Raw genomic sequence first — 13,160 nt, 5'->3', positions numbered from 1 at the left:
TCGCTAGGAAGGAATTTCACATGGCCACCATCACTAACCTCGGTTCGAATTCCGGCTTGCCCCTGGAAGACATCCTCACGAAGCTGCAAGCAGCCGAGGACACGAAACTCAAGCTGTACACCACGCGTCAGACCAGCTTCGAGACGCGCGTTACGGCGTACGGCCAAATCCAAAGCGCCGTGGAAGCCGTGCAGAAGGCTGCCGCCGTACTGGGCAAGCCCGAGACGATGGGCGCCGTGAAAGGCAGCGTGACCGGCGGTGACGCCCTGACCGCGACCGTGGCCGCCGAAGGCGCCGTGGCCGGCCAGTACACCATCAACGTGACCAACGTCGCCACCGCACAGACCCTGCAATCGGGTAGCGTGGCTGACCGCAAGGCCGCCAATGGCGCCACCGGTTCCTTCGAACTCGAATTGACGAACGGCACGAAAAAGACCGTCGACCTGAAAGGCGACACCTCGCTCAACGGCATCGTCAAGGCGGTGAACGCCGACGACACGCTGGGCGTGCGCGCTACCGTCATCACTGACGGCGATGGCAAGAGCTATCTGATGCTGACCGCCAAGAACACCGGCGTGCAGGCTTCGGTGAAGTCGATCACCGTCACGGGCGACCAGTCGCTCAAGGACGTGCTGAACTACAACACCGACGCCGCCGACACCAGCGCCAAGATGACGGCCACTGCCGCCACCGATGCCGAAATCGACATCAACGGCATCACCGTCAAGAGCGGCACGAACAACATTTCGACCGCCATCGACGGCGTGACGCTGAACCTGACGGCCAAGACCGAAGCCGGCAAGCCGATCACCCTGAAGCTGGAAAGCGACCCGTCGGTGGCCAGCAAGGCCGTCCAGAGCTTTGTGACCGCCTACAACACCCTGCAAACCACGATCAAGAACCTGACGGCGTTTGACGCCGACGCGGGCACCAACCAGCCGCTGACGGGCGACGGCACGACGCGCAGCATCCAGTCGTCGTTGACCAGCGCGCTGCAATTCGTGACGGGTGAAGGCACGCTGCGCTCGTTGGCCGACCTGGGCATCACGACCAACCCGACCACGCGCCAACTGACGCTGGACCAGACCAAGCTGGACAAGGCCCTGGCCTCGAACGGCGCGGACGTCTCGCGCATGCTGGCCGGCACCGATGGCCTGGCCGCCAAGTTCGAGAAGGCCACCAACGACATTCTGGGCACCAACGGTTCGATCAAGATCAAGCAGGACGGTCTGGCCAAGTCGATCACCAACGTGAAAGACCAGTACACGCGCGCCAAGGCCGCCAGCGACGCTTCCATCGAAATGATGCGCACCCAATTCGTACAGCTGGACAAGTTCGTCTCGCAGCAAGCCGTTACCGCCAACTATCTGACGCAGCAATTCGCGGCCATCAACAAGTCGAACTCTTAACCTTAAGAAGATGCATTAATGACGTACGCCGCCCGCCGTCCCACAGGCTCATACTCTGCCCGCTCCTACGCCGATATCGGCCTGGAAACGCAAGTCATGAGCGCCACCCCGGAAAGGCTGATCACCCTGCTATACCTCGGTGCGCGGGCGGCGATCGGGCAAGCCCGTATTCATCTGCAAGAAAATCGCATCGCCGAACGAGGCGCCGCGATTACGAAGGCGATCAAGATCGTCGACGAAGGCCTGAAGATGGGCTTGAACATGGAGGCGGGCGGCGATATCGCCGCCAACCTCAGCCGCCTTTACGATTACATCGTCCAGACGCTGTTGATGGCGAATCTGAAGGCGGACGCCGAGCAGCTCGACATCGCGGATCGCCTGCTGGCGGATCTGGCGGACGCTTGGCAGACTTCCATCGATCGGCCGGCCACGGGTACGCAGCTTTGATGGCCCATATGATGAATTCAGCCAGCCATCGATTGCCCGAGATTTCTATGACGTCCCTTACCGAACACCCCCCTATCCTGGAACAGTATCAGGAGATCGCCGTTGCGACCGGGGAGATGTTGACGGCCGCCCAGGCCGGTGATTGGGACACCGCGCTGGTCCACGGCCAGCTGTATTGCGAGCTCGTGGAAAAGCTGCGTCACACGGAACGCACCGTCCCGCTGGACGATGCGGGCCGCGCCATGAAGTACGACCTGCTCGTGCGCATCCTGGAAAATGATGCGCTGACACGCGAACTGGCCCTGCCCCAACTCGCCCGGCTGGGTGAACTGCTGGGCCGCATGAAGCGCCAGCAGACCCTGCTGTCCGCTTACGGCAACCAGGCGCCTGAAGAATGAGCGTAGGTCCCGCCGCACTCGGTAATGTCCTGGTGCAGCGGTTGGACGCCGTGCTTGGCACGACAATGTCCGCCGCGAACGCCAATCAGGTGTCGGGCGCACGGCCAGACGCCGTCAGCCAGCCCGGGGGCCTGGAAAAGCCCGGGTCATCGGACGGCTCCGCCCGCAACCCCGGACAAGGCATACAAACTGGCGGCGCCCGTGGCGACCGCCAGAATACTGTGGTGGACGCGAAGACGGCCGCCGCGCTGGCGCTGGCCGCCCGCGGGCTGGTCACCAGCAGCGACACGACCGCATCCGCGCCCACGACGCTGGGCACCACCGCCCGCACGATTCTTGCCTTGCTCGCGCAGTTCCCCGAAGCGGCGCCCGCCGTGCAAGGCCGCGCGCCGCTTTGGAGCGGCAATGGCGCGGACGGCCAGGCTGCGGGGCAACCCGCGGGCCAGCCGGCCGCGGGCGCGGGCCAGGCAGGCGCCGGAAACCCGGCCGCCGGACAGCCGGGCGCTGCCGCGCAAACCGGTGCCGGGCAGACTGCCGCTAACCCCGCCACCAACCCCGCCGCTAACCCCGCCAACCCCGCCACTGCGGCAAGCCTTGCCGCGGGTGACCCCGCAACGGCCGCCAAGCCGGCGCAATCGGCAAGCCAGGCCGCTGCCCACGCAGCCCGCGCCGCGGATGCCGCCACGCACGCCTCACTGGCGAGCGCCGGCCCGTCCGCCCGCGCGCTCGGCCAAGCCCTGCGCCAGGCCCTGCAAACCAGCGGCCTCTTTTACGAATCGCATCTGACCGACATGGTGTTCGGCCGGATGAACCCGTCGACCTTGCGAAATGAACCGCAGGCGAACCTGACCAAAGACTCCGCCGCTCAAAATGCCGCGGCCTCGCGCAGCCGCGCCGAAGCCCCCGCCGCCAGCCGTGCGGGTGGCGGCGCCGATGCGCCGTCCGGCACGGGTTCATCGGCCACGCCCGCGCCCGGCACGCCGGTGGCCGGCATCCATCAAGACCTGACGGTGATGGTGCGCCAGCAACTCGACGTGCTGGCCAACCAGTCCCTGACCTGGCAAGGCGAAGCCTGGCCCGGCACGCCGATGGAATGGGAAGTGGAACGCGACCCTTACGGCGGCGACCCCGATTCCGCCACGCCCACCTGGGCCACGCGCCTGAAGCTGGACCTGCCCCGCCTGGGCCTGGTCGACGCCCGGCTGAACCTGGCGGGCGATCAGATCGTGCTGCAACTGGTTGCGCCGCTTAGCGCTACCGAAATCAATGATTCGTCGGACCAGTTGCGCTCGCGCCTCTTGGCGGCCGGCCTGACCCTGAGCAATCTGGCCGTCAGCGTGACTGACCCGCGCCCCGTCATCCCGACCGACATCTGATGAACCCCCGCAGCCCCTCCCCGGACGACGGCCTGGACGCGAACCCCGCGAATCCCAACGCCAACCGCAACGCCGCCGTCGCCATTTCCTATGACGACAAGGACGGCGCCCCGCGCGTTGTCGCCAAGGGCTACGGCCAGCTGGCCGACACCATCGTCCGCGCCGCCGAAGAAAACGGCCTGTATGTGCACGAATCCCGCGAATTGGTCGGCTTGCTCATGCAAGTCGACCTGGATGCACATATTCCCCCCCAACTGTACGTAGCAGTGGCAGAATTGCTGGCCTGGCTGTATCGCCTGGAATCTCGCGAGCTTCCTGAAGCGCCGCCACCTGCCTGATCTCACTCTCTAAGGACCACCATCGTGTTGGATGCCAGCGACCCGGAATTCCTGCTGACCCGGCCGGAAGACATGCGCTCAGCCCTGTTTGAACTGACGCACCCCGACAGTCACATCCTCGTACGCGACGCCGCCGACCGCGAAATGGCCGTGCTGGTGCTGGGTGCGGACAAGCAGACCCGCCAATTCTTCTGGCGCCCGCGCGACTATGCCGGCGCCGACTTCGAACAGTCGGACAACATGGGGCTGCTAAGCGGCACCACGTTCCACTTTCATGCCACCGCCTACGGCGGCGTGCAGATCCGCTTTCGCGTGCAGCGCCCGGAAGTCATTCATTTCGATGACGGCAGCGCGGCGCTGATGTCGCCCTTCCCTGACCGCTTGGCCCGCATCCAGCGCCGCAAGATGTTCCGCGCCTCGCTTGCGACCGGCCCCGGCCTGTGCCAGGCAACGTGGCAGCCGGACGCAAAGCAAAAACCCTATCGCTTCACCGTGCGCGACATCTCTGTGGATGGCGTGGGCCTGCGCGTGGAACTTGCGGTGCCTATCCTGCCCGAACGCGGCACGGTGATGGAAGATGTGCAGCTGGATTTCGGCGACTTGGGCAAATTCAGCGCCAACCTTGAAGTGCGCAACGTCTATCCAATTTCGGGCCAGCCGATGATCCAGCCTGACAGCCCGGACGAACCCGCGCCCAGGCACGTATCGCTGACGGGCGAACCGCCGATGAGCCACGTGGGCGCTGTCTTTTTGAACCTGGATGCGCGCCAGGAAAACTGGCTGCAGAAAGTGGTGTGGCGCCTGGAAAAAGGCGCGCAGCGCGATTGATGTGCAAAGGGCCTTTCCACGGGAAAGGCCCTTTTTCCATGGCCCGCGTGGCGGACCAGAATCGATGTTTCAATGGCCCGCGTAGCGGACCAGGATCGATGCCTTAAACGGCCATCGACGAGATTTCCTTGTAGGCCGCAACCAGCTTGTTGCGCACCTGCACCGCCGTCTGAAAGCCCAGGCTGGCTTTCTGCATGTCGATGATGACGTCGTTCAACGAAATATCGGGTGCGCCCATTTCAAAGGCGCGCGCCTGCGCCGACGACGCGTTCTGCGCCGCGGTCACGCGGCGGATCGAGCGCTGCAACTCGGCGGCGAAACCGTCGGGCTGACCGACCATTTCTCCCGCGGCGAGATTGCCGGTTTCCGCCTTGCTCACGACGGTGCGCATCTGCTGGAGCATGCTTTCGATGCCGGACAAGCCTGATACAGCCATTACTGATTCCTTGCTGGTGGGGCATGACGCCAATGTTGCGCCAAGCGTAACGCCGTTCGCGCGCGTCCATAGCCGATAAAAACCGCCAAAAACCCCGACATTTCCACGAATGCCGCCGCCCCTGGCGAACACCATGGCGGCCAAGCCCGCTTTGGCGTCGACATAGAAGATAAGTAACGCCAAAAACCGGCTGTTTTCATCGATTGGGATTGTCGTACCAAGGGCAATAATCCAGGCTCTCCCCAGACCAGAAGCACGTTGCATGTGTAATCTGCCCCACCCAGACATGAAGTCATTTTCCCTGCTCCGCGTAGCCAGCGGGAGCCGTCGATGAATCAGCAAGCCACTCTGAGCTCGTCGCTGCTCGCGAAGTTCCCCGTGCTGGAAAAGGTTCGCGCGCTGCCCAAGCCCATCTTGCTGGGCGCGGCCGCCGCCGTCATCGCGCTGATTGCCGCCGCCGTGATGTGGAGCAGCGAACCCAAGTACAAGGTGCTGTTCTCGAACCTGGACGACCGCGATGGCGGCGCCATCGTGACGGCCCTGGGTACGATGAACGTTCCCTACCGCTACAACGAAACCGGCACCGCCCTGCTCGTTCCGGCCGACCGCGTCTACGACGCCCGGCTGCAACTGGCTTCGCAAGGGTTGCCGCGTGGCGGTTCTGTCGGCTTCGAGCTGATGGACAACGCCCGCTTTGGCGCCAGCCAGTTCGCGGAACAGATCAACTACCAGCGTGGCCTGGAAGGCGAGCTGGCCCGTTCGATCGAAGCCATGCACACGGTGCAGCACGCCCGCGTCCACCTGGCCATGCCGCGCCAGTCGCTGTTCGTGCGTGAACGCCAGGCGCCTACCGCGTCGGTGCTGCTGAACGTGTACCCCGGCCGCAGCCTGAGCGACGCCCAAGTGTCCGCCATTTCGTGGCTGGTGGCCTCCAGCGTGCCCGAACTGACCGCCGAAAGCGTGTCCATCGTTGACCAGAACGGCCGCCTGTTGTCCGCGCCGCTGGGCGAAGGCCGCGGCATGGACGCTGACCAGATGCGCTTTGTGCGCGAGATGGAACAGCGCACCGTTGAACGCATCCTGACGATCTTGAATCCGCTGGTTGGCCCGGGCAACGTCCACGCCCAAGCCAGCGCCGACGTGGACTTCGCCCGCCGCGAAGAAACGTCCGAAGTCTATCGCCCGAACCAGGAGCCGGGTCAGGCTGCCGTGCGCAGCCAGCAAACCAGCGACTCCACCCAGCGCGGCATCAACCCCGCCCAGGGCGTGCCGGGCGCGCTGTCGAACCAGGCGCCTCCCAATGCGCAAGCGCCGCTGGCCAACCCGCCCGCGCAGCAGCCGCCCCGCCCGGGCCAGCCGCAGCAGCCGGCCAATGCCCAGCAGCAACAGCAGCAACAACAGCAGCAGACCGGCACGCAGAACGCCGGTGGCAGCCTGAACGAACGCCGCGACGCCACGACGAACTACGAAGTGGACCGCACCATCAGCCACATCAAGCAGCCCGTGGGCAACCTGAAGCGCCTGTCGGTGGCCGTGGTGGTGAACTACATCCGCGACAAGGACGGCGAGCCGCAAGCCCTGCCGCCCGAAGAGCTGAGCAAGCTGACCAATCTGGTGCGCGAAGCCATGGGCTATTCGGAAACGCGTGGCGACTCGCTGAACCTGGTCAACAGCCAGTTCAACGATGGCCCGCCGCCGCTGCCGATGTGGCGTGATCCGGAAATGATCGCCCTGTTCAAGACGATTCTGGCTTGGCTGGTGGGTCTGGTGATTGCACTGTGGCTGTACCGCAAGGTCCGCCGTTCGGTTACCGAGTACCTGTACCCGGTGGTTGATCCGGAAGTGGCTGAAGCCGAGCGCGTTGAAGCCGCCCGCGAAGCGCAAGACGCCGCCCGCGCCAAGGAAGTCAACCGCTACGAAGACAACCTGGAACGTGCCCGCACGATGGCTAATAAAGATCCGCGCGCCGTCGCGATGGTTCTGCGCACCTGGATGAGCAAAGATGACAAATGATTCCACTCCGATGGACGGCATGACGCGCAGCGCCGTCCTGATGATGTCGCTGGGCGAAGACGCGGCGGCCGAGGTCTTCAAGTACCTCAGCGCCCGTGAAGTCCAGCAGGTCGGCGCGGCCATGGCCAGCCTGAAGCAGGTCACCCGCAACGACGTGGCCGTGGTGCTGGAAGAATTCCGCCAGGAAGCCGACCAGTTCATGGCCGTGACGTTGGGCTCGGACGACTACATCCGCAGCGTGCTGACCAAGGCGCTGGGCAGCGACCGCGCAGCCGGCCTGATCGAAGACATTCTGGAAGCCGGCGACAGCGGCAGCGGCATTGATGCGCTGAACTGGCTGGACCCCAACACCGTGGCCGAGCTCATCGGCGACGAACACCCGCAGATCATCGCAACGATCCTGGTGCACCTGGAGCGCGACCGCGCGGCCGGCGTGCTGGCGCTGCTGACCGACCGCCTGCGCAACGACGTCATGCTGCGTATCGCCACCTTCGGCGGCGTGCAGCCGGCGGCCTTGTCCGAACTGACCGAAGTGCTGAATTCCGTGCTGGCCGGCCAGGGCGCCAAGCGCAGCAAGATGGGCGGCGTGCGTACCGCGGCCGAGATCCTGAACATGATGAATTCCTCGGACGAGGAAACCGTTGTGGCCAGCCTGCGCGAACGCGACAACGACCTGGCGCAGAAGATCATCGACGAGATGTTCGTGTTCGACAACCTGCTCGACGTCGAAGACCGCGCCATCCAGCTCATCCTCAAGGAAATCGACAACGACACGCTCATGGTTGCGCTCAAGGGCGCCCAGGAAGAGCTGCGCGCGAAGTTCCTGCGCAACATGTCCAGCCGCGCCGCCGAAATGCTGCGCGAGGACCTGGAAGCGCAAGGCCCGATCCGCATGTCGAAGGTCGAAGCCGAACAGAAGAAGATTCTGCAGATCGCCCGCCGTCTGGCCGAAAGCGGCCAGATCGTGCTGGGCAATTCCGGAGACGACGCGTATGTCTGAAGCGGACAACGGCGCGACGACGCTCATCTCGCGCAGCGCCGCCTGGCGGCGCTGGCAGATGCTGTCGTTCGACGAGCCGGCGACCGTCGAAGTCGAGCCCGAACCGGAACCCGATCCGGGCCCGGACCCCGCGGTGGTGATGGCGCAACTGCGCGCCCAGGCCATGGCCGAAGGACGCGAAGAAGGCTACGCGCAAGGCCATGCGGCCGGTGTCGAAGCGGGCCAGCAAACCGGCCACGACGCGGGTTTTGCCGCGGGCCGCGAAGCGGGTTACGCCGAGGGCCTGGCCCAGGCGCGCGAACAAGGCGCGGCGGAAGCGCAGCGTATGCATGCGCTGGTGCAAGCCTGCGCCGTGTCGCTGGGCCAGCTGGAAGAAAAGATGGGCCAGAGCCTGCTGACGCTGGCGCTGGACATTGCGCAGCAGGTCGTGCGCACCACCCTGTCGGAACAACCCGAGACGGTGGCCGCCGCCGTGCGCGACGTGCTGCACATCAACCCGTCCGCGGGCGGCCAGATGCGCTTGTGGGCCAACCCCGAAGACATCGAGCTGATCCGCCTGCACCTGGCCGACGAATTGAAAGAAGGCCATTGGCGCGTGCTGGCCGATGAATCCATCGCACGCGGCGGTTGCCGCGCCGAGACGCCTTACGGCGATATCGACGCCACGCTGCAAACCCGCTGGCGCCGTGTCGCGGCGTCCCTGGGACGCAACGTGTCGTGGGAGGACCCGGCGTGAACGGCAATCCGGCTCCGGCTCAGCCCGGCCAGACGGCCGCGCCTCTGGCGTCCGCACCGGCGCCCGCCGCGCTGGCGCCGGCCACCGCCGCCGTTCCCGTGCTGGACCGCTGGAAAACCCAGTTGGAGATCGGCTCGATCCGCGCCGCCTCTACCGACCCCTGGCTCGTCAGCGGCAAGATCACGCGCGCAACCGGCCTCGTGCTGCACGCCACCGGCCTGCGCCTGCCCGTGGGCGCCGCCGCCCGCATCGAAATTGCGCGCGGCCATGATCACTGGGCCGACGCCGAAGTCGTGGGCTTTGACGGCCACACCCTGTATCTGATGCCGCAGGCCGATATTTCCGGCCTGCCCCCCGGCGCGCGCGTCGTGCCGGGCGAACCGCCTGTGCAACGCGCGATTCCGCTGCCGCGCAAGGCCGAATTGAACGGCAACGCCAAACCGCAGCTGGGCCGCCATTTGCCCGTGGGCAATGCGCTGTTGGGCCGCGTGCTCGATGGCGCCGGCCGCCCGCTGGACGGCTTGGGTCCCTTGACCGGCGCTGAGCTGGCGCCGCTGTCCGCTCAGCCGATCAACCCCTTGTCGCGCGCCCCGATTGACACTGTGCTGGACACGGGCGTGCGCGCCATCAACGGCCTGCTGACCGTGGGCCGCGGCCAGCGCATGGGCTTGTTCGCCGGCTCCGGCGTGGGTAAATCCGTGCTGCTGGGCATGATGGCCCGCTACACCAAGGCCGACGTGATCGTCGTGGGCCTGATCGGTGAACGCGGCCGCGAAGTGAAAGAATTCATCGAGCACAACCTGGGCCCCGAAGGCCTGGCGCGCTCGGTCGTGGTGGCCGCGCCCGCCGACGTGTCAGCGCTGTTGCGCCTGCAAGGCGCCGCCTACGCTACGCGCCTGGCCGAACACTTCCGCGACCAGGGCCTGGACGTGCTGCTGATTATGGATTCGCTGACCCGCTACGCCATGGCGCAACGGGAAATTGCGCTGGCCATCGGCGAACCACCGGCCACCAAGGGCTATCCGCCGTCCGTGTTCGCCAAGCTGCCGATGCTGGTCGAACGCGCCGGGATGGGCGCGCCTGGCCCGTCGGGCAAGGCCGGCTCCATCACGGCGTTCTATACCGTGCTGGCCGAAGGCGATGACCAGCAAGATCCTATCGCCGATTCGGCGCGCGCGATTCTGGACGGCCACGTGGTGCTGTCGCGCCATCTGGCCGAAGCGGGGCACTACCCCGCCATCGATATCGAAGCGTCGATCTCGCGCGCCATGACCTCGTTGATCACGCCGCAGCAGTTCGCCGTGGTGCGCCGCTTCAAGCAAAACCTGTCGCGCTACCAGCGCAACCGCGACCTGATCGCCGTAGGCGCCTACGCCGCCGGCAACGATCCGCAGCTGGACGAAGCCATCGCCCGTTATCCCCGTCTGGAAGCCTTCTTGCAGCAGGACATTGGCGAGAACATCGGCTACGAAGACGCCGTCAACCAGTTGCGCGCCAGTTTCGAGTTAAGGGACACCTATGCCTAGCCAATTGCCATTGGACATGCTGATCAACCTGGCCAAGGAGAGCACGGATGAAGCCGCGCGCCTCTTGGGCCGGCTCAGCGCAGAACGCACCAATGCCGAACGCCAGCTCGGCATGCTGAACGATTACCGCCAGGATTACCTGGAGCGCTTGCAGCATGCGATGACGACGGGTATGTCGGCCAGCGACTGCCATAACTACCAGCGCTTCATCGGCACCCTGGACGACGCGATCGGCCAGCAGCAAACCGTGCTGCGCCAGGCGGATGAAAACCTGGCCAAGGGCCGCCAATACTGGCAGCAGGAAAAGCGCAAGCTCAGTTCCTACGACGCCTTGGCGCAGCGCGAAATGCGCGCCCAGGCCGTGGTGGAATCCCGCCGCGAACAACGCGCCAACGACGAATACTCCGCCCGCCTGGTCCAGCGCCAGGCCGGCATGCATTAAGCAATACCTAACAGGAAGCCCAAGATGACCGCTCCCCTGCCCTTGCCGACGATCGCTCCGGTCGCGCCGACGTCCATCGCTGATGCGTTGGGCGCCAACAAGACGCCCGCGAACAAAAAAGGCCCCAGCTTCTCGGACGTGCTCGCTCAGCAACGTCCGAAGCCGTCGGCCGATTCGCGCCCGGCGAACAACGGCGCCAAGACGCCCGGCAAAAGCACGAACACCGCCAGCGACGCCGCCAGCAACGCGGAAGGCGCTGCCGCCGGTGCGATCAACGACGCCGTCGCGACGGCGACCGCTGCCGAAGCGGGCGCGCTGGCCGTTGCCGCGCAACAACCGGCCGCGCCCGTGCTGCCGCAACAAGCGCTGGACATCGCCGCGCAAGCCGCCGAACAGGTGCAGCTTGCCCGTGGCAACGCGCAGGCCGCCGCCACCGCCATGAATACCGGCGCTGCCGTGCTGACCGCTGCGCTTACCGCCGCCGATAGCCCCGCCACGCCGCAAACGCCGGTTGTGGCGACGGCGCAGCAAGCCGAAGCCGCCGCCGCGATTGCCGCGCGTAACGCGCAAGCCGCTCAGCCCGTGCTGACCGAAGCCGTCAAGCCGGGCAGCGCCGTGGCCGCCACGGCCGCCACGGCGACTGCTGTTGCCGACGTCGCGCCTGCCGTGGCGAAGCCGGCCGCCAAGGCCGACACGCCGCGCCTCGCACCCGAAATCGCACTGCCGCGCACCCCGCGCGCAACCCCTGCCGACGCCGACGCCAAGCACACCGCCACCTTGCCCGCGCATACCGAAGAAGAACTGACCGCCGCGCTGAACAGCACGGCTCAGCAATTCCAGGCGCCGCAGCATGGCGCGTCGGCGCAAGATCATCTGGCGCAAGCGCTTGCCGCCGCCACCCAGCGTCAGGCCGCCCCGGTTGCAAACCAGGCCGCCATCGCCCCGCCTGCGGTGCCCGTCGTGATGCAGATCGCCACCCCGGTGGGCGGCACGCATTGGGGCACGGAACTCGGCCAGCAAGTGGTGATGATGAGCACCAACGCACGCCAAGGCATGCAGACCGCCGAGCTGCGCCTTGACCCGCCGGATCTGGGTCCGCTGCGCGTCAGCCTGAACCTGGCCGACGGCGTGGCCAGCGCCTCGTTCGTGTCGGCGCACGCGTCGGTGCGTCAAGCCATTGAAACCGCCATTCCGCAGTTGCAACAGGCGTTGGCGCAAGCCGGCATCTCGCTGGGCCAGACCAGCGTCGGTGAACAAACCGCGCAGCAGGAATTCGCGCAACAGAACGGCAACGGCGGCTCGCAGCGCCAGCCGGGCGGCGCATCGGTGGTTGCCGATGGCGCAGCCGACAACGCAGCGCCTGTCGTGACCGCGTCGCGCAATGCCAACGCCCTGGTAGACACCTTCGCGTAATAAACGAGCGGCCCGCGCCCAGCAATGGACGCGGGCGGTGCAGCAATAGCTTGAGATACGCGGCTTTCGCCCTGTTTTTCGCCTCCAAGCCGAGGCGTCTTTTCGGGCAGAATGCTTTCATCCACTAAGAATCCGTTTTCACCAGCGGCCCAATACGCATCGAAACCGAGATGGCGACTTCCAAACCCATAACCGCGCCGACAGGCGCTAAGAAATCCGGTGGCATCGGCATTGTTCGCCTGCTGCTGGCCCTTCTGGTCCTGCTCATCGTCGCCGCCGCCAGCGCGGGTGCGACGTGGTTCATCACCCAACGCATGCAGCAGCCGCCCGCCGGCGCCGCGGTGCAATTGGGCGTGGGCCAGGCGCCTGGCGGCCAGCCTGGCCAGCCCGGCCAAGCGGGTCCGGCCGGCCAAGCCGGCGCAGGCCCGCAAGCCACGCCGACGACGTTCGTCGCTCCGCCTGCCGGCCCCATCGCCGTGCCCGCACCGATTTTCGTGCCGATCGAAGCCTTCACCGTCACGCTGCAAAACGCTGACACCGAACGCATCATGCACGTTGGCCTGACGCTGCGTGTCAGCGACGAGCAAACGCGCACGCGTCTGGAAAAGTACATGCCTGAAGTGCGCAGCCGCATCCTGATGGTGCTGTCGTCGCAATCGCCCACCGGCGTGCAGACCCAGCAAGGCAAGACCGACATGGCCAACGCGATCAAGCAGGCAGTCAACCGCCCATTCTCGCCCCTGCCGGACGGCCAGTATGTCACCGACGTACTGTTCACGGCGTTCGTGGTGCAATAAA

At 66.1% G+C, this 13,160-nt stretch carries 14 protein-coding genes; 13 read left to right on the top strand and 1 reads right to left on the bottom strand.

The window, feature by feature from the left end:
• Nucleotides 1-20 precede the first annotated feature (20 nt).
• From fliD to ACFZAI_RS22920, 6 genes are read left to right on the top strand one after another with little or no spacing between them, the layout of a single operon-like run.
• Nucleotides 21-1,409, top strand: a complete 1,389-nt coding sequence (gene fliD / locus ACFZAI_RS22945) for a flagellar filament capping protein FliD (protein WP_391569060.1) — start codon at nt 21-23, stop codon at nt 1,407-1,409.
• An 18-nt stretch (nt 1,410-1,427) separates the two neighbouring features.
• Nucleotides 1,428-1,856 (top strand): flagellar export chaperone FliS, encoded by a 429-nt coding sequence (gene fliS / locus ACFZAI_RS22940; RefSeq protein ID WP_391569059.1) that lies wholly within the window; start codon nt 1,428-1,430, stop codon nt 1,854-1,856.
• Nucleotides 1,857-1,903: 47 nt separating this feature from the next.
• Nucleotides 1,904-2,254, top strand: a complete 351-nt coding sequence (locus tag ACFZAI_RS22935; protein WP_391569058.1) for a flagellar protein FliT — start codon at nt 1,904-1,906, stop codon at nt 2,252-2,254.
• Nucleotides 2,251-3,630, top strand: a complete 1,380-nt coding sequence (locus ACFZAI_RS22930) for a flagellar hook-length control protein FliK (protein ID WP_391569057.1) — start codon at nt 2,251-2,253, stop codon at nt 3,628-3,630. The genes ACFZAI_RS22935 and ACFZAI_RS22930 overlap by 4 nt, the downstream gene beginning before the upstream one ends.
• Nucleotides 3,630-3,968 (top strand): EscU/YscU/HrcU family type III secretion system export apparatus switch protein, encoded by a 339-nt coding sequence (locus ACFZAI_RS22925; protein WP_391569056.1) that lies wholly within the window; start codon nt 3,630-3,632, stop codon nt 3,966-3,968. Before ACFZAI_RS22930 ends, ACFZAI_RS22925 begins: the two co-directional genes overlap by 1 nt.
• A gap of 24 nt (nt 3,969-3,992) precedes the next feature.
• Nucleotides 3,993-4,796, top strand: a complete 804-nt coding sequence (locus ACFZAI_RS22920) for a flagellar brake protein (RefSeq protein ID WP_391569055.1) — start codon at nt 3,993-3,995, stop codon at nt 4,794-4,796.
• Nucleotides 4,797-4,899: 103 nt separating this feature from the next.
• On the opposite strand, the gene fliE is transcribed toward ACFZAI_RS22920, so the two are convergent.
• On the bottom strand, nt 4,900-5,232 hold the full coding sequence (gene fliE / locus ACFZAI_RS22915) for a flagellar hook-basal body complex protein FliE (RefSeq protein ID WP_391569198.1): 333 nt from the start codon (nt 5,230-5,232) through the stop codon (nt 4,900-4,902).
• Nucleotides 5,233-5,562: 330 nt separating this feature from the next.
• Here fliE and fliF point away from each other — a divergent pair, with 330 nt between their 5' ends.
• The 7 genes from fliF (at nt 5,563) to fliL (ending at nt 13,159) form a co-directional block, all read left to right on the top strand.
• Entirely contained in the window at nt 5,563-7,245 is a 1,683-nt protein-coding gene (gene fliF / locus ACFZAI_RS22910; protein ID WP_391569054.1) for a flagellar basal-body MS-ring/collar protein FliF, read from the top strand.
• Nucleotides 7,235-8,245, top strand: coding sequence for a flagellar motor switch protein FliG (gene fliG / locus ACFZAI_RS22905; protein WP_391569053.1), 1,011 nt, complete (start codon nt 7,235-7,237; stop codon nt 8,243-8,245). Before fliF ends, fliG begins: the two co-directional genes overlap by 11 nt.
• Entirely contained in the window at nt 8,238-8,981 is a 744-nt protein-coding gene (fliH, locus tag ACFZAI_RS22900) for a flagellar assembly protein FliH (protein WP_391569052.1), read from the top strand. Before fliG ends, fliH begins: the two co-directional genes overlap by 8 nt.
• A gap of 44 nt (nt 8,982-9,025) precedes the next feature.
• A complete protein-coding gene (fliI, locus tag ACFZAI_RS22895; protein ID WP_391569197.1) occupies nt 9,026-10,507 on the top strand; it encodes a flagellar protein export ATPase FliI in 1,482 nt (493 codons plus the stop codon).
• Complete coding sequence (gene fliJ / locus ACFZAI_RS22890; protein ID WP_391569051.1) at nt 10,500-10,949, top strand: flagellar export protein FliJ; 450 nt, start codon at nt 10,500-10,502, stop codon at nt 10,947-10,949. The genes fliI and fliJ overlap by 8 nt, the downstream gene beginning before the upstream one ends.
• A gap of 24 nt (nt 10,950-10,973) precedes the next feature.
• Nucleotides 10,974-12,362 (top strand): flagellar hook-length control protein FliK, encoded by a 1,389-nt coding sequence (locus ACFZAI_RS22885; RefSeq protein WP_391569050.1) that lies wholly within the window; start codon nt 10,974-10,976, stop codon nt 12,360-12,362.
• A 170-nt stretch (nt 12,363-12,532) separates the two neighbouring features.
• On the top strand, nt 12,533-13,159 hold the full coding sequence (gene fliL / locus ACFZAI_RS22880; protein WP_391569049.1) for a flagellar basal body-associated protein FliL: 627 nt from the start codon (nt 12,533-12,535) through the stop codon (nt 13,157-13,159).
• The last annotated feature ends 1 nt before the right edge of the window (nt 13,160 follow it).

The sequence above is a fragment of the Achromobacter sp. NPDC008082 genome (assembly GCF_042957345.1).
Taxonomy (GTDB): domain Bacteria; phylum Pseudomonadota; class Gammaproteobacteria; order Burkholderiales; family Burkholderiaceae_B; genus Achromobacter; species Achromobacter kerstersii_A.
The sequence above is the reverse complement of the archived record's forward strand: the minus strand, read 5'-3'. Positions and strand labels throughout refer to the sequence as shown.